Annotated in this window: 16 protein-coding genes; 12 read left to right on the top strand and 4 right to left on the bottom strand. The window is 72.8% G+C overall.

Features of this window, described 5'->3' with window-relative positions:
* The first annotated feature begins 157 nt into the window (after nucleotides 1-157).
* The 4 genes from bioB (at nucleotide 158) to ACFYM0_RS00430 (ending at nucleotide 4,484) form a co-directional block, all read left to right on the top strand.
* Nucleotides 158-1,423, top strand: a complete 1,266-nt coding sequence (gene bioB / locus ACFYM0_RS00445) for a biotin synthase BioB (protein WP_388495216.1) — start codon at nucleotides 158-160, stop codon at nucleotides 1,421-1,423.
* Entirely contained in the window at nucleotides 1,416-2,747 is a 1,332-nt protein-coding gene (locus ACFYM0_RS00440) for an adenosylmethionine--8-amino-7-oxononanoate transaminase (protein ID WP_388495215.1), read from the top strand. Before bioB ends, ACFYM0_RS00440 begins: the two co-directional genes overlap by 8 nt.
* 1 nt (nucleotide 2,748) lies before the next feature.
* Nucleotides 2,749-3,450, top strand: a complete 702-nt coding sequence (gene bioD / locus ACFYM0_RS00435) for a dethiobiotin synthase (protein ID WP_388495214.1) — start codon at nucleotides 2,749-2,751, stop codon at nucleotides 3,448-3,450.
* Nucleotides 3,451-3,617: 167 nt separating this feature from the next.
* Nucleotides 3,618-4,484, top strand: coding sequence for a DMT family transporter (locus ACFYM0_RS00430; RefSeq protein ID WP_388495213.1), 867 nt, complete (start codon nucleotides 3,618-3,620; stop codon nucleotides 4,482-4,484).
* A 372-nt stretch (nucleotides 4,485-4,856) separates the two neighbouring features.
* Here ACFYM0_RS00430 and ACFYM0_RS00425 read toward each other — a convergent pair whose 3' ends face one another.
* Together ACFYM0_RS00425 and ACFYM0_RS00420 are read right to left on the bottom strand one after the other, a co-directional pair.
* Nucleotides 4,857-5,528, bottom strand: coding sequence for a hypothetical protein (locus tag ACFYM0_RS00425; RefSeq protein ID WP_388495212.1), 672 nt, complete (start codon nucleotides 5,526-5,528; stop codon nucleotides 4,857-4,859).
* Complete coding sequence (locus ACFYM0_RS00420; protein ID WP_388495211.1) at nucleotides 5,525-5,956, bottom strand: GNAT family N-acetyltransferase; 432 nt, start codon at nucleotides 5,954-5,956, stop codon at nucleotides 5,525-5,527. The genes ACFYM0_RS00425 and ACFYM0_RS00420 overlap by 4 nt, the downstream gene beginning before the upstream one ends.
* Before the next feature lie 336 nt (nucleotides 5,957-6,292).
* Between ACFYM0_RS00420 and ACFYM0_RS00415 the strand changes: the two genes are divergently transcribed.
* From ACFYM0_RS00415 to ACFYM0_RS00390, 6 genes are all read left to right on the top strand, one after another.
* On the top strand, nucleotides 6,293-7,633 hold the full coding sequence (locus ACFYM0_RS00415; RefSeq protein WP_388495210.1) for a hemolysin family protein: 1,341 nt from the start codon (nucleotides 6,293-6,295) through the stop codon (nucleotides 7,631-7,633).
* A complete protein-coding gene (locus ACFYM0_RS00410; RefSeq protein ID WP_388495209.1) occupies nucleotides 7,630-8,649 on the top strand; it encodes a hemolysin family protein in 1,020 nt (339 codons plus the stop codon). The genes ACFYM0_RS00415 and ACFYM0_RS00410 overlap by 4 nt, the downstream gene beginning before the upstream one ends.
* A gap of 73 nt (nucleotides 8,650-8,722) precedes the next feature.
* A complete protein-coding gene (locus tag ACFYM0_RS00405) occupies nucleotides 8,723-9,514 on the top strand; it encodes an SGNH/GDSL hydrolase family protein (protein ID WP_388495208.1) in 792 nt (263 codons plus the stop codon).
* 119 nt (nucleotides 9,515-9,633) lie between these two features.
* Nucleotides 9,634-11,067, top strand: a complete 1,434-nt coding sequence (gene purB, locus ACFYM0_RS00400; RefSeq protein WP_388495207.1) for an adenylosuccinate lyase — start codon at nucleotides 9,634-9,636, stop codon at nucleotides 11,065-11,067.
* Nucleotides 11,064-11,624 carry a G/U mismatch-specific DNA glycosylase gene (gene mug, locus ACFYM0_RS00395; RefSeq protein WP_388495812.1) on the top strand — a complete coding sequence of 187 codons (561 nt, stop codon included), beginning with the start codon at nucleotides 11,064-11,066 and terminating at the stop codon, nucleotides 11,622-11,624. Before purB ends, mug begins: the two co-directional genes overlap by 4 nt.
* Nucleotides 11,625-11,669: 45 nt before the next feature.
* Nucleotides 11,670-12,320 carry an HAD family hydrolase gene (locus ACFYM0_RS00390; protein WP_388495811.1) on the top strand — a complete coding sequence of 217 codons (651 nt, stop codon included), beginning with the start codon at nucleotides 11,670-11,672 and terminating at the stop codon, nucleotides 12,318-12,320.
* A 121-nt stretch (nucleotides 12,321-12,441) separates the two neighbouring features.
* On the opposite strand, the gene ACFYM0_RS00385 is transcribed toward ACFYM0_RS00390, so the two are convergent.
* Together ACFYM0_RS00385 and ACFYM0_RS00380 are read right to left on the bottom strand one after the other, a co-directional pair.
* Nucleotides 12,442-13,191, bottom strand: a complete 750-nt coding sequence (locus tag ACFYM0_RS00385; protein WP_388495206.1) for an ABC transporter permease — start codon at nucleotides 13,189-13,191, stop codon at nucleotides 12,442-12,444.
* Between the two features lie 25 nt (nucleotides 13,192-13,216).
* On the bottom strand, nucleotides 13,217-14,128 hold the full coding sequence (locus tag ACFYM0_RS00380; RefSeq protein WP_388495205.1) for an ABC transporter ATP-binding protein: 912 nt from the start codon (nucleotides 14,126-14,128) through the stop codon (nucleotides 13,217-13,219).
* Between the two features lie 108 nt (nucleotides 14,129-14,236).
* On the opposite strand from ACFYM0_RS00380, the gene ACFYM0_RS00375 reads away from it, so the two are divergent.
* Nucleotides 14,237-15,430, top strand: a complete 1,194-nt coding sequence (locus ACFYM0_RS00375; protein WP_388495204.1) for a sensor histidine kinase — start codon at nucleotides 14,237-14,239, stop codon at nucleotides 15,428-15,430.
* 4 nt (nucleotides 15,431-15,434) lie between these two features.
* Nucleotides 15,435-16,085 carry a response regulator gene (locus tag ACFYM0_RS00370; protein ID WP_388495203.1) on the top strand — a complete coding sequence of 217 codons (651 nt, stop codon included), beginning with the start codon at nucleotides 15,435-15,437 and terminating at the stop codon, nucleotides 16,083-16,085.
* Nucleotides 16,086-16,188 lie beyond the last annotated feature (103 nt).

Below are 16,188 nucleotides of genomic sequence, written 5' to 3'. Positions count from 1 at the left end.
ACGGGTCCTCGCGTTTTTTGTCGGCAGTCCACAGACCTGCCCGACCCTAACCGCCCGTGCCCCCTGCGTCAGGTGTGGCGATACACACACTCTCTTCCGGCCATGTTGTTCGATCTCTCCTTGGCCGGGAGTGCCCGTGTGGGACAGGATCGGCATCATGGACCTGCTGAACACCCTCGTGGACAAGGGGCTGCGGCGTGAGCTGCCGACCCGCGAAGAGGCGCTCGCCGTGCTGGCGACCTCTGACGACGAACTGCTCGACGTTGTGGCCGCGGCCGGCAAGGTGCGCCGACAGTGGTTCGGTCGCCGGGTCAAGCTGAACTACCTGGTCAACCTGAAGTCGGGGCTCTGCCCCGAGGACTGCTCGTACTGTTCCCAGCGGCTGGGATCGAAGGCCGAGATCCTCAAGTACACGTGGCTGAAGCCCGACGAGGCCTCCCAGGCCGCGGCCGCGGGCGTCGCCGGCGGGGCCAAGCGGGTGTGCCTGGTGGCGAGCGGGCGGGGTCCGACGGACCGCGACGTGGACCGCGTCGGCAAGACGATCGCGGCCATCAAGGAGCAGAACGAGGGCGTCGAGGTGTGCGCCTGCCTCGGCCTGCTGTCGGACGGCCAGGCCGAGCGCCTGAAGGACGCGGGCGCGGATGCCTACAACCACAACCTCAACACCTCCGAGGCCACGTACGGCCAGATCACCAAGACCCATACCTACGCGGACCGGGTCGACACCGTGCAGAAGGCGCACGCCGCCGGTCTGTCGGCCTGCTCGGGCCTGATCGCGGGCATGGGCGAGAGCGACGAGGACCTCGTCGACGTCGTCTACGCGCTGCGTGAGCTCGACAGCGACTCGGTGCCGGTCAACTTCCTGATCCCCTTCGAGGGCACCCCGCTGGCCAAGGAGTGGAACCTCACCCCGCAGCGCGCCCTGCGGATCCTCGCGATGGTCCGCTTCGTCTGCCCCGACGTCGAGGTCCGGATCGCCGGCGGACGCGAGGTGCACCTGCGCACCCTGCAGCCGCTGGCGCTGCACGTGGCGAACTCGATCTTCCTGGGCGACTACCTGACCAGCGAGGGCCAGGCCGGGCAGGCCGACCTCGACATGATCGCGGACGCCGGATTCGAGGTGGAGGGCGCCGGTACGACGACCCTTCCCGCGCACCGCTCCGAGATCGCGGCGGCCTCCGGGGGCTGCGGTTCGAAGGGTTCCGGCGCCTCGGTCTGCGGTTCCTCCGCCCCGGCGGACGAGGCCGGCGCCGGCTGCGGTTCGGCGTGCGGCGGCTGCTCCGGGCACGCCGGGCACGAGGCCCCCGTAGCGGCTCGGGCCGCAGAACCCGTACCGGCCCAGGCCGGGGCGGGCGAGGTCCGGCCGGATCTGGTGGCGGTGCGCCGCCGCGGTGCGGGAACGGATCTCGCGCCCAATGCCTGATCAGCACCACGCGCACCCCGCGCCCGACGTGCTGTCGGCCCGCGAACTGCTCGCCCTGGACCGGCAGCACGTCTGGCACCCGTACGGCCCGATGCCCGGGCGGCAGGAGCCGCTCGTCGTCGCCTCCGCCTCCGGGGTCCGCCTGCGGCTCGCCGAGCCCTCGCAGGGCCACGACGAGCTGGTCGACGGCATGTCCTCCTGGTGGTCGGCGATCCACGGGTACAACCACCCGGCGCTGAACGAGGCCGTCACCGGCCAGCTCGGCCGGATGTCGCACGTCATGTTCGGCGGGCTCACCCACGAGCCCGCCGTCCGGCTGGCCGCGAAGCTCGTCGAGCTCACCCCGGCCGGGCTGGAGCACGTCTTCCTCGCAGACTCGGGCTCGGTCTCGGTCGAGGTCGCGGTGAAGATGTGCCTCCAGTACTGGCGTTCGGTGGGGCGCCCCGGCAAGAGCCGCCTCCTCACCTGGCGGGGCGGCTACCACGGGGACACCTGGCAGCCGATGGCCGTCTGCGACCCCGAAGGCGGCATGCACGAGCTGTGGTCGGGCATCCTCCCGCGCCAGCTCTTCGCGGACGCCCCGCCGAGCGGCTTCTCCGCACCCGTGGACGAGTCCTACGTCGCCCACCTGCGCTCGATGTTCGCCGCGCACCGGGACGAACTGGCGGCCGTGATCGTGGAGCCGGTGGTCCAGGGCGCGGGCGGCATGCGGTTCCACAACCCGGGCTACCTCCGGGTGCTGCGGGAGCTGTGCGACGAGTTCGACGTGCTGCTGATCCTGGACGAGATCGCCACGGGCTTCGGCCGCACGGGCGCGCTGTTCGCGGCGGACCACGCCGGGATCACCCCGGACGTGATGTGCCTGGGCAAGTCGCTGACCGGCGGCTACCTCACCCTGTCGGCGACGCTCTGCACGGAGCGGGTCGCGGACGGGATCTCGCGCGGCGAGGTCCCGGTCCTGGCCCACGGCCCGACCTTCATGGGCAACCCGCTGGCCAGCTCGGTGGCCCTGGCCTCGATCGACCTGCTGCTCGGACAGGACTGGCAGGGCGAGGTCAAGCGCCTCGAAGCGGCCCTGCTGGAGGGCCTGGCCCCGGCCGCGGACCTGCCGGGCGTCCGGGAGGTACGGGTCCTGGGCGCGATCGGCGTCGTCCAGCTCGACCGCCAGGTCGACATGGCCCGCGCCACGGCGGCGGCGGTCCGGGAGGGCGTCTGGCTGCGCCCGTTCCGGGACCTGATCTACACGATGCCGCCGTTCGTGACGGGCGACGGCGACATGGCCCGCATCTGCCGGGCCGTGGTCGCCGCCGCGAAGGAGGCCTGACATGGCGGTGCTGATGGTCTCGGGGACGGGAACCGAGATCGGCAAGACGGTCGTCACCTCGGCCGTCGCGGCGGCCGCCCTCGCGGCCGGCCTCTCGGTGGCCGTGCTCAAGCCCGCCCAGACCGGCGTCGGCCCGGACGAGCCCGGAGACGCGGCCGAGGTCGGCCGGCTGGCCGGCCCGGCCGTCACCACGGTGGAGCTCGCCCGCTACCCGGAGCCGCTGGCCCCGGACACGGCGGCCCGGCGCGCGGGGCTCCCTACGGTGTCCCCCGAGCGGATCGCGGAAGCGGCCCGCGAGCTCGCCCTCTCCCACGACCTGGTCCTGGTCGAGGGCGCGGGCGGCCTTCTGGTCCGCTTCGACGAGGCCGGCCACACCCTGGCGGACGCGGCCCGCCTGCTCGGCGCGCCGGTGCTGATCGTGGCTCCGGCGGGTCTCGGCACCCTCAACTCCACCGCCCTGACGGCCGAAGCCCTCCGGGCCCGCGGCCTGACCTCCCCGGGCGTGGTGATCGGCAGCTGGCCTGCCGAACCGGACCTCGCGTCCCGGTGCAACCTGGCCGACCTGCCCTCGGTCTCCGACCTCCCGCTCCTGGGCGCGGTCCCGGCCGGCGCGGGCGCCCTCCCACCGGCCGCCTTCCGCACCGCGGCGCCCGCATGGCTCGCCGCCCCCCTCCACGGCACCTGGTCGGCGCAAGCCGGCTGACCAACCCCGCCTCCGCGGGCACAACGGGCGGCAAGGCTCCGTACCCCCGTCACGGCGGCGCCCCGTCGCCCGGTCCGCGGGGCCGGACGGGGGAACGGGCGGTGCCTCCCGGTCACCCGGCGGTGTCGTGGTGGGCGGCCGCGCCGGGGCCGATGAGTATCGGGGGGGTGGGCTTCCTCGTGCCGGTCCTCTTCGCGCTGTTCGCGGCGCTCAGCAACGCCCTCGCGACCGTGCTCCAGCGGCGGGCGGCACTCACCGTGCCGCAGAGCGACGGATTCCGCCCCGGGCTGGTGCTCGACCTGCTGCGCCGGCCGCTCTGGATCGGCGGGATCCTGGCCGTCATCGCGGCCGGCGCCGGGCAGGCCGTTGCGCTGGCCACGGGCGCGCTGGCCCTCGTACAGCCCCTGTTCGTCCTCGAGCTGCCGCTCGCGCTCCTGATCGCCTCGCTGGTGACGCGGACCCGGATGCCGGGGCCGCTGTGGCTCGCCGTGGCGGGAGTGGTGGCCGGGCTCGGGATCGCGCTCGTGGCCGCCTCACCCGCGGGGAACCGTACGGACGTTCCGGCCGACCGGTGGGTCACGGCCCTGGCGGCGTCCGCCGTGGCGGTGGCGGCGCTCTCCGTGGCCGGCCTGCGCCAGCGGCCCGGCCGGATGCGGGCCGGATGCCTCGGCGCGGCCACCGCCGTCTGCTACGCGCTGACCGCCGCGCTGATGAAGTCGGCCATGCACGTACTCGACGAGGGCGGCATCGGCGCCTTCCTTCGCACCTGGGAGACCTACGGCTTCGCCGCGACCGGCATCTGCGCCCTCCTGCTCCTCGAACACGCCATGCAGGGCGGCCCACTGGTCGCCTCGCAGCCCGCCCTGACGCTCGGCGACGCGGGCGTGAGCGTCGCTCTGGGAGTGCTGCTGTACGAGGAACACCTCCGGGCCCACTGGTGGCTGCTGCCGCAGCTGCTGGGCCTGTCCCTGATCTGCGCCGGAGTGCTCGCCCTGGCCAGGCACAGCGCGGGAGCCGACGCGGGCACGACGTGACCCGGCGGCCCGGCCGCCGCGGGGGCGGCGGCGTCCACGGGGTCAGCGGCGTCCACGGGGTCGGCGGCCGCTGCGGGGTCAGCAACCACCGCGGGACCAGTGCCCCGACAGGACCACCAGCCCCGCAGAACCAAACCCCCCGCGGGGTCCGCGGCCGCTGCCGGACCAGCGGACTCCGCGGGATCCGTGGCCCCTGCGGAACCGGTGCACCGGCAGGGTCAGTGGCCCCACGGAACCTGTGGCCCCCGTGAGACGAACGTCCCAGCAGAACCGGTGGCTCCCGCAGGAGCAGCGGCCCGTGGGGGCAGTGGCCCGTGTGGGCAGTGGCCCGTGGGGCCGGCGGCCCGAGGGGGCAAGGGTGCCGCCGCCGGGTCAGTGGCCTCCGCGGGGCTCCAGGCAGCCGCCTTCGACGTACATCCCGTGGGCCTCCACGGTCACCGGCGGACCCAGTCGGCCCGTCACGCACGGGCCGCTCTCGGGGACCGACAGGACGAACGAGACGTTCACCGACCCGGATCCGTACACGCCCCCGGCGTCGAACCCGTAGCCCAGCCCGGTCAGGACCGCGCGCAGCTCCTCCGCCGTGTGGGGCGCACCCTTCGCGCCGGAGCCGCCCGACACCGCCGCCCTGATCCGTGCGGCGTGCGCGTCACCCCGGCACCGGGCCCCTGGGGTGAGCTCCGCCTGCTGTTTGAAGGCGTGGTTCTCCGCGTACTTCCGCGCCTCGGGATCCGCGGGCAGCTCCCGCCCCGTGGCCCGGGGGCTCGCGCCGGCCGTCCCCACGTCCGCGCACCGCGCCGCGATCGCGGGGAACAGCTTGTCGTGGCGCGCGACCGCGGCGGCGGCCTGAGCCGCGTAGTCCACGGAGGGGGCCGCGGGCTCCTCCGGCTCCCCGGCGCCCGCGGTACGCGTACCGCAGCCGCTCAGCACGAGCGCTCCGGCGGCGAGGAGCAGGGGTACGGCGAGGGACCTCCTGCGGGGGCCCGTACGGGGGCCGGTGCTGGGGCGGGGGCCGGTGCGGCGGCCGGTGCCGGGCGTCGTCACGCCGTCTCCACCAGCGGTTTGACCCAGCGCCGCCAGTGATCCTCGCGGTGGTAGCCGGCCGCGGCCCACGCCCGCTGCGCGCTCTCGTTCGCCTCGAGGACCATGGCGTCACCCCGGCGGCCCCCGACGGCGACGAAACGCCGTTCGGCCGCCTCCAGGAGCGCCGTGGCGATCCCCTGGCGGCGCCGGGACGGCAGTACGGCGAGCCGGTAGAGGGACGCCCGCCACCCGTCCCAGCCGGCGATCACGGACCCGACCAGGACCCCGTCGCGTTCCGCGAGGATCAGCGCCTCGGGATCCCGGGTGACGAGCCGGGTCACCCCGTCCGCGTCGTCCGTGATCGACGTGCCTTCCGCCGCTTCCTTCCAGAAGGCGAGCACGCTCTCGGCGTCGGCCGGCACGGCGGCCCGTATGTGCAGATCGGTCATGCTCCGGAGCCAAGCACGACCGCCCCGCGGCCCGCCACCGACTTCCGCCTGCCGAGACGTACCGCGGGCGCACCCGCGCCCATCTCCCGGACGCGGACGCGGGTGGGATGCGAAGATCCTTCACATCCGACCCCGTCATGGCCGGGTGGTCGACCGAAGGAATGATCCGCCTACTTTGCTCTTCCTTTACCCTGTAGGCAGCTGTTCCTCTCCTCCCCCGAACGAAAGGTGTGAGCGTCCGTCCATGGGCGAGCCTCCCAGTCCCCTCCCTTCCCGTCCGCGACAGCGCGCGACACCCCTCCTCCTGTCTGATCATGGGACGGAGGTGAAGGACCGATGACCGAAGTGCTCCTGCTCGTCGTGGCGCTGCTGCTCTGCCTTGCCTGCGGAGTCTTCGTCGCGGCCGAGTTCTCGCTGACCACCATCGAGCGCAGTGAACTGGAACGGGCCGTCGAGCGCGGCGACCGCGGCGCCGACAGCGCCCTGGCGGCGGTCCGCAGCCTGACGTTCCAGCTCTCCGGCGCCCAGCTCGGCATCACGGTGACCGGCCTGGTCATCGGCATGATCTCCAAGCCCTCGATCGCCGCCCTCCTCAAGGGGCCCTTCGAGGCCATCGGACTGTCCGCCGGAGCCGCGTCCTCCACCGCCCTGATCCTCGGCACCGTGCTGTCGACCATCGTCCTGATGGTCGTGGGTGAGCTCGTCCCCAAGAACTGGGCGATCTCCTCCCCGCTGGCCGTCGCCAGGCGGGTCGCCACCGCGCAGCGGGTCTTCAGCCGCGCCTTCAGGCCCCTCATCAGCCATCTGAACACCACGGCGAACCACATGGTCCGCCGGTTCGGCATGGAGCCCGCCGAGGAACTCGCCTCGGCGCGCACGCCCCAGGAGCTGGCGGCCCTGGCCCGGCACTCCGCAAAGGCGGGCGCCCTGGAGAAGGACACCGCCGAACTGTTCATGCGGACCTTGAACCTCGCCGACCTGACCGCGGAGAACGTCATGACCCCCCGGGTCCAGGTCACCGCCCTGGAACTGCAGACCACCGCCGAGGACGTGGCCAACGCGACGCTGGCCACCGGGCTGTCGCGCTTCCCCGTCTACCGGGGCAACCTCGACAGCGTCGTCGGCACCGTCCACATCAAGGACGTACTGGCGCTGCCGGCCGAGGAGCGCCACAACCACCCCGTGTCCTCGCTGCTGCGCGAACCCCTCCTCGTACCGGAGTCGCTGACCGTGGACCGGCTGCTGGACCGGCTGTCCGGGAAGCAGACGATGGCCGTGGTCATCGACGAGTACGGCGGCACGGCGGGTGTGGCCACGCTGGAGGACATCGTCGAGGAGGTCGTCGGCGAGGTCCGCGACGAGCACGACCCGCACGAGACCCCCGACCTGGCCCCGGCCGGGGAGGATGCCTCCGGGCGCACCCTGTTCTCCGCGGACGGCTCCGCGCGCACCGACCAGCTCCAGCGGATCGGGCTGCGCGTGCCGGACGGCCCGTACGAGACGCTGGCCGGCCTGATAGCGACCGAGCTGGGGCGGATCCCACTGGTCGGCGACAGCCTGGAGCTCGACGGCTGGCGGCTGGACGTGGTGGACGCGAGCGGGCGGCGGGCCGCGCGGGTGCTGTTGCACGTGCCGGCCGAACCGACCCCCGGTGATGGTGTGGAGGAGGCCCGATGACCGCCGTCCAGTTGCTGATCGGCCTGGCGACCCTGGTCGTCAACGCCTTCTTCGTCGGCGCGGAGTTCGCCATGATCTCCGTGCGGCGCAGCCAGATCGAGCCGTACGCCGAGCAGGGCGACCGCAGGGCGCGCGCCGTGCTGTGGGGCCTGGAGCACGTGTCGGCGCTCATGGCCGCGGCCCAGCTGGGCATCACGCTGTGCACGCTGGTGCTGGGCGTGGTGGCCGAGCCGGCCATCGCCCACCTGCTGACCCCTGCGTTCGACTTCTTCGGGGTGCCGTCCGGGCTGACCCACGCGATCTCCTTCGTGGTGGCGCTGGCCCTGGCCACGTACCTGCACATGCTCTTCGGCGAGATGCTGCCGAAGAACGTGGCGCTGGCCGAGCCGGTGCGGACCGCCCTGCTGCTGGGTCCGCCGCTGGTGGCCCTGACCCGGGGGCTGAAGCCGGTGATCTTCGCGATCAACGCCTTCGCCAACGCCCTGCTGCGCCTGCTGCGGGTGGAGGTCAAGGACGAGGTCACGGCGACCTTCTCGGACGACGAGCTGGCCCGGATCGTCAAGGACTCCAGCGACGCGGGACTCATCGACGACCGCGCGAGCGAGCGGCTGCACGACGCCCTGGAACTGGGGCGGCGGCCGGTGACCGATGTGGTGCTGCCGGCGGACCGGGTGGTTCCGGCCCGCGAGGGGATCACCCCGGCCGGACTGGAGCGGCTGTCGGCCGAGTCGGGGTACTCCCGGTTCCCGATGATCGACGCGCAGGGCCGGATCCTGGGGTACCTGCACGTCAAGGACGCGCTGGACGCGGCGGAGCGGGACGAGCCCTTCCCGGCCGGCGCGCTGCGGCCGATCGCGCAGGTCCGGGCGGAGACCCCGCTGGACGACGTGCTGACCGCGATGCGGCGCAGCCGTACGCACCTGGCGGCCGTGCTCGGGCCGGACGGGGTCATGACGGGCCTGGTCACGATGGAGGACGTGCTGCGGGAGCTGTTCGGCAGGCCTGCTTCGGCGTAGCGGGACGCGGTGCGCCCGCTCCCCCGGTCCCGCGTGCGGGGCCGGGGTACCGGGCGGTAGCATCGCTCCCGCCATGGAGATGAATGCGCGGTACACCAGTTTTGTCGCGGTCGGCGACTCCTTCACCGAAGGCATGTCGGACCTGCTCCCCGACGGCTCCTACCGGGGCTGGGCCGATCTGCTCGCCGACCGCCTCGCCGCCCGCGAGCCGGGTTTCCGCTACGCGAACCTCGCGGTCCGCGGCAAGCTGATCGGGCAGATCGCCGGGGAGCAGGCTCCCACGGCCGCCGAGATGGGCGCCGACGTGGTGACCCTGGTCGGCGGGCTGAACGACACGCTGCGCCCCAAGGTGGACATGGGCCGGGTGCGCGGGCACCTGGAAGAGGCCGTCGGTCTGCTCGCGCCCTCCTGCGGGACGCTGGTCCTGATGCGCTCGCCGGGCCGCAACGGCCCCGTGATGGAACGTTTCCGTCCGCGCATGGAGGAGCTCTTCGTCATCATCGAGGAGCTCGCCGCGCGGCACGGCGCCCTCGTGGTCGACCTGTACGGGTCCTCCGCGCTCGGCGACCCGCGGATGTGGGACGTGGACCGGCTGCACCTGACGGCCGAAGGCCACCGCAGGGTCGCGGAGGCAGTCTGGCAGACCCTCGGCCTGCCGCCCGAGGCGGACTGGAGCGCCGAACTGCCGCCCACACCCCCTCCCGGCTGGACCGCGCGCCGCTCGCAGGACCTCAGCTTCGCCCGGCAGCACCTCCTCCCCTGGGTCGGCCGCCGCCTGACGGGCCGCTCCAGCGGGGACGGCCGGCCCGCGAAGCGCCCGGAACTGCTGCCGTACGAGGCTCCGGCGGCCGACCGGCTCGCATAGCCCGCGGGCCCGGCGCCCGCCCCTGCTCCGCCCCCGCGCCTCTCGTAGCAAGGCACAATCGCGGCCGGGTCCCCTACCTGCGTAAACACACAGCCGGGGCCCAAGTAGAATCCATCCACGTGACTGCCAAGCCCCGCATCCCCAATGTCCTGGCCGGCCGCTACGCCTCCGCGGAGCTCGCCGTCCTGTGGTCCCCCGAGTACAAGGTGACGCTGGAGCGGCGGCTGTGGCTCGCCGTGCTCCGCGCCCAGAAGGATCTCGGCATCGAGGTCCCCGACGAGGCCCTCGCCGACTACGAGCGCGTCCTGGAGACCGTCGACCTCGCCTCGATCGCCGAGCGCGAGAAGATCACCCGGCACGACGTGAAGGCCCGCATCGAGGAATTCAACGCCCTCGCCGGCCACGAGCACGTCCACAAGGGCATGACCTCCCGCGACCTCACCGAGAACGTCGAGCAGCTCCAGATCCGCCTTTCGCTGGAACTGATCCGTGACCGCACGGTCGCCGTCCTCGCCCGTCTCGGCAAGCTGGCCGGCGAGCACGCCGAGCTGGTCATGGCCGGCCGCTCCCACAACGTCGCCGCTCAGGCGACCACCCTGGGCAAGCGCTTCGCCACCGCCGCCGACGAGCTGCTGGTCGCGTACGGCCGCCTGGACGACCTGCTGACCCGCTACCCGCTGCGCGGCATCAAGGGCCCGGTCGGCACCTCGCAGGACATGCTCGACCTGCTGGGCGGCGACGCCGCGAAGCTGGCCGACCTGGAGCAGCGGATCGCGGCCCACCTCGGCTTCGGCCAGGCCTTCACCTCCGTCGGCCAGGTCTACCCGCGCTCGCTCGACTACGACGTGGTCACCGCCCTGGTCCAGCTGGCCGCGGCCCCCTCCTCCATCGCCAAGACGATCCGCCTGATGGCCGGCCACGAGCTCGTGACCGAGGGCTTCAAGCCCGGCCAGGTCGGCTCCTCCGCGATGCCGCACAAGATGAACACCCGCTCCTGCGAGCGTGTGAACGGCCTGATGGTCATCCTGCGCGGCTACGCATCGATGACCGGCGAGCTGGCCGGCGACCAGTGGAACGAGGGCGACGTCTCCTGCTCCGTGGTCCGCCGGGTCGCTCTGCCCGACGCGTTCTTCGCCCTCGACGGCCTGATGGAGACCTTCCTGACGGTCCTGGACGAGTTCGGCGCCTTCCCCGCCGTCGTGGCCCGCGAGCTGGACCGCTACCTCCCCTTCCTCGCCACCACGAAGGTCCTGATGGGCGCCGTGCGGGCCGGGGTGGGCCGCGAGTCCGCCCACGAGGTCATCAAGGAGCACGCGGTGGCCTCCGCCCTCGCCATGCGCGAGCAGGGTGCCGAGCGCAACGAGCTGCTGGACAAGCTGGCCGCCGACGAGCGGATGCCGCTGGACCGGGCTCAGCTGGACGCCCTGATGGCCGACAAGCTGTCCTTCACCGGCGCTGCGGGCGACCAGGTCGCCGCGGTGGTCTCGCGCATCGAGGAGATCACCAAGGAGCACCCCGAGGCCGCGGGCTACACCCCCGGGTCGATCCTCTGACCACCGAAGAGCTCGACTCCGCTCGCGACCGCGTCCTCCCGGACGTGGTCGCGGGCGGTCTTCGTGTCCTCTTCTGCGGGATCAATCCGGGCCTCCTCTCCGCCGCGACGGGCCACCACTTCGCCCGCCCCGGCAACCGCTTCTGGCCGGTCCTCCATCTGTCGGGTTTCACCCCGCGGCTCCTGTCCCCCGACGAGCAGGACGAGTTGCCGACGTACCGCCTCGGCATCACGAACGTCGTGGCCCGCGCCACGGCCCGCGCCGACGAGCTGAGCGCCGAGGAGTTCCGCGAGGGCGGCCGCATCCTGACGGCCAAGGTGGAACTCCTGCGCCCCCAGTGGCTGGCCGTGGTCGGCGTCACCGCCTACCGCACCGCCTTCGGCGAGCGAAAGGCCCTGATCGGCCCCCAGGAGCGCACCATCGGCGCCACCCGCATCTGGGCCCTCCCCAACCCCAGCGGCCTCAACGCCCGCTGGACCGCCGCCTCCATGGCCCAGGAGTACGCCCGCCTCCGCGCGGCCGCCGAGTCCACCGACCCCGCCGGCGCCGACCCGTAGGACGCCCGCGGCCGCCGTATGACGGGCCCCTATCATCTGGGGATGATCATCAAGCCGATCGAGCTCGTGATATTCGACTGCGACGGGGTTCTCGTCGACAGCGAACGGATAGCCGCCCGTGTCCAAGTCGCTCTGGGGGCGGAGCTCGGCTGGCCGCTCACCGAGGCCGAGGTCATCGACCGGTTCATCGGACGCTCCTCCGTCTCCATCCGCGAGCAGATCACCGACCGGCTCGGTCCCGAGGCGGCCGCGCACTGGTGGGACCGGTTCGAGGAACTCCACCGGGAAGCGGTGGACTCGGAGCTGTCACCCGTGGAGGGTCTTCCTCAGGCGCTCGACGCGATCGCCCTGCCGACGTGCATCGCATCCAGCGGCTCGCACGAGAAGATGCGGCACACCCTCGGCCGCACCGGCCTCTACGCACGCTTCGAAGGCCGCATCCACAGTGCCACCGAGGTCTCCCGCGGCAAACCCGCCCCGGACCTCTTCCTGTACGCCGCGCGGCGGATGGGCGTGGATCCCGCCGCTTGCGCGGTCGTCGAGGACAGCCGTCCCGGCGTCCAGGCGGCCCGCGCCGCCGGGATGCGGGCCTTCGGCTACGCCGGCGGGCTGACCCCCGCCGAGCAACTCGAAGGCCCCGGCACCGTCGTCTTCGACGACATGCGCCAACTCCCCGGCCTCCTCACCGACCACTGACCCCGCCGGACGGCGGGGCCTGCACGGCTACCGGAACCGACCGGCCCGGCTCGGCCTGCCGGGGAGCTCGTCCACCCCGCCGACCCGGTCGGTCGAGCCGACCCGCCGGGCCGCTCCGGCGTCAGGCGTCCCGCCGCCGGACCGCCAGCCAGCCGCCGCCCACCGCGACCAGCGCCCAGAGGACCATGACCCCGAACCCGGCCCAGGGGGCGAGGCCCACCGAGGTGTCCAGCCGCATCATCATCTGGCCCGCACGGTCCGGCAGGTACTGGGCGATGCCCCCGGCGTGCGCCGCGAGTACGAACGACACGATCAGCGTGAAGGGTATGAGCAGGCTCAGGACGGCCGAAGCGCTGCGCAGCACCGCCGTCAGTCCGGCCGACAGCAGGGCCATCATCGCGAGGTAGGCACCGCAGCCGAAGATGGCACGGTAGGTGCCCGGGCTGCCCAGTTCCAGGGTGTAGGGGCCCATGAACGCCTGTCCGCCGAGGAAGGTCGCCAGTGCGGTGAGCTGTCCCACGAGGAAGGCCAGCCCTCCGATGACGGCCATCTTCGAGAGGTAGAGCCGCGCCCTGTTCGGTACCGCGGCGAGTGACGTGCGCAGCGCGCCGTTGTGGAACTCGGACGACAGCGCGGTCGCACCGAAGGCGAAGGCGGCGACCTGACCGAAGTTGAGGCTGTAGAAGGCCGCGAGGAGCGGGTCGTCCCCCATGCTGCCGGACTCTGCGTCGCCGATGAGCGAGGCGGTCAGTACCTGGATGCCCACCGTGGCGGCGAAGACGGCCATCAGCGCCCCGAAGGTGCCGCGCAGGGACCGTATCTTGATCCATTCCGAGTGCAGGACGGGGACGGTGGGCAGAGCGGTGCTCATGGGGAAGCCTCCTTGAAAGGGTGGGTCAGCTGGTGGCGGCGAACTGGGCGCTGTCCGCGGTGAGGTCGAGGTAGGCCTGCTCCAGGGAGGCCCGCTCGTCGATCAGTTCCAGCATCGGGATGCCTTCGCGGGCTGCGATGACGCCGAGTTGCTCGGCCTGCATGCCGTCCACGGTCCACCGCCCGCCCTCGGCGGTGACCAGCTCGAAGCCCTCCCGGGCCAGGGTGGCCCGGAGCCGGACGGGGTCCGTGGTGCGCAGCCGCACCCTCGGGGTGCTGCCGGCGTCGATGAACTCCTCCATGGAGGTGTCGGCCAGCAGCCTGCCCTGCCCGAGGACGATCAGGTGGTCGGCGAGGGCGGCGGTCTCGGTCATCAGGTGACTGGAGACCAGGACCGTGCGCCCCTCGGCAGCCAGGCCGCGCATGAGCTCGCGGATCCAGATGATGCCCTCGGGGTCGAGGCCGTTGGTGGGCTCGTCCAGGAGCAGAACGTCGGGGTCTCCGAGCAGCGCGGCCGCTATGCCGAGGCGCTGACGCATGCCCAGCGAGAAGGTCTTGATCCGCCGCTTGGCGGCCGAGGCTATCCCGGACTGCTCCAGGACCGCCTCCACACGGCTCATCGGGATGCGGTTGGCGGCGGCGAGGAAACGCAGGTGGTCCCGGGCCGTGCGTCCGCCGTGCGCCGACTGCGCGTCCAGCAGGGCCCCCACCCGGTGGAGCGGGTCGGGGAGTTCGGTGAACCGCCTGCCGCCGATGGTGGCCGTCCCGGAGGTGATCCGGTCGAGGCCCAGCAGCAGCCTCATCGTGGTCGACTTCCCGGCCCCGTTGGGTCCGAGGAAACCGGTGACACGGCCGGGCATGACATCGAAGGTGAGGTGGTCCACGGCCCGGGTCCGGCCGAATTCCTTGGTCAGTTCTCGGATCTCGATGCTGTTCATGTCTCAAGGTTCGCCCCCGGCCCCACCCCTCTTCCTCCCCCAAGCGAGGGTTCCTTCTCCCCCACGTGGGGGAGGAGCCGCACCGCCCCGAACTGCGACGATGAGGAGATGCACCGACTGTTCCGCGCCGCACTGCGCCCAGTGACCTACTCGCGCTGGGTGCACCTGTGCGTTCCCATCCTGATGCTGGCCGTGTGGATGTTCATCGGGCCCGAGGCTCCGTGGGTACCACTCGTCCTCGTCATACCCATGGGACTGCTGCCCTGGATGCGGGTGGCCGAAGGACTCCAGGCGCAGTTCCTCCTCACCCCCTCCGAGCGCGGCGCCCGAGGCCCGCGGGAGTCCGAGGAGAACAGCTTCAGCACCGTCGGGTCCCGGACGTGGAGCGACCGATGGCGGACCCTGTTGTGGCTGGAGATACGGCTCGTCGTCTCACTGGCCACGATGATGGCCACGGTGTGGCTGCCGGTGCTGACCGTCCAGCTGATCACGGCCGGACTCGGCGGCAGGGTAGACCAGGAGAATGTGATACCCGCCGGATTCCCGGCCTGGGCGGCATGGGCGCTGGCTCCACTGCCACCGGTCCTCCTGATCGTCCTCGTGGTCCTGCTCGGCGACATGATCACGGCCATCGCCCGCCGGCTGCTGGGGCCTTCGGCGGCGGAGCGGCTCACCGCGCTGGAGGTGCGGACCGAGCAGCTTCTGGAGCGCACGCGCATCGCGCGCGAGCTGCACGACTCCATCGGGCACGCGCTGACCGTGGCCGTGGTCCAGGCGGGGGCCGCGCGGGCGGCGGGCGATCCGGAGTTCACGGACCGTGCGCTGAGCGCGATCGAGGAGACGGGCCGGGCCGCGCTGGAGGACCTGGACCGGGTGCTGCGCGTCCTGCGGGAGTCCGGTCAGCGGCCGTCCCAGCGGCCCACCCTGGCGGAGGCCGACCGGCTGCTCGAGTCGGCGCGCGCCTCCGGCGCCACCGTCGACGCGCAACTGATCGGCCCGCTCGACCAGTTGCCCGACTCCGTGAGCCAGGAGGGGTACCGGATCCTGCAGGAGGCGCTGACCAATGTGCTGCGGCACTGCGGTCCCGTGCCGGTACGGGTGCGGATCGGCATGGTCGCCGACCGGCTGGACCTGGAGGTGACCAATCCGCTGCCGGACCGGCCCTCCGTCATGACCGGGGGCGGCACCGGACTGCGCGGGATGCGGGAGCGGGCCGCGCTGCTCGGCGGGGAGACCGAGACCGGTCTGTACAAGGGGGGTTGGAGGGTGCGTACGCGGCTCCCGCTGGAGCGAATACGCTGACCGGATGCCGGTTACCGTTCTGCTCGTCGACGACGAACCCCTGGTGCGCGCTGGTCTGCGCGCCGTCCTGGACGCCCAGCCCGACATCGAGGTGATCGGCGAGGCCGCCGACGGCGCCGCGGTGGTCCCGCTGGTGCGGCAACTGCGTCCCGATGTCGTGGCGATGGACGTGCGGATGCCGCTGCTCGACGGGATCGAGGCGACCCGGGCGGTCCTGCGGAGCGTGGACTCGCCGCCGAAGATCCTCGTGGTCACCACGTTCGAGAACGACGAGTACGTCTACCAGGCACTGCGCGCCGGCGCGGACGGGTTCCTGCTCAAGCGGGCCCGCCCGTCGGAGATCGTGCACGCGGTCCGTCTGGTGGCGGAGGGCGAAACGCTGCTCTTCCCCGCGGCGGTCCGCTCGCTGGCCGCCGAGTACGGGAACCGCTCTGCGCGGACGGCACTGGAGCGGGCGGCGCTGACCGAGCGCGAGGAGGCCGTGCTCCGGCTGATGGCGAAGGGACTGACCAACATCGAGATCGCCCGCGAGCTGATCGTCGGCACGGAGACGGTGAAGTCCCACGTCAGTGCGATCCTGGGGAAGCTGGGAGCTCGGGACCGGACCCAGGCCGTGATCACCGCGTACGAGTCCGGGTTCGTCGCTCCCGCGTGACCGGCCCACGAGGGGAACGCCGGATTCCGGCCTATGGGGGGCTGCTTCTCGCCGCCGCGCCCGGTGCGCAGTACGATCCGCCTGACAAGCTCGCTAGCTGGGA

Origin of the sequence: Streptomyces sp. NPDC006487 (assembly GCF_042870555.1) — a bacterium.
GTDB lineage: Bacteria > Actinomycetota > Actinomycetes > Streptomycetales > Streptomycetaceae > Streptomyces.
This window is presented reverse-complemented; position numbering and strand designations above follow the sequence as displayed.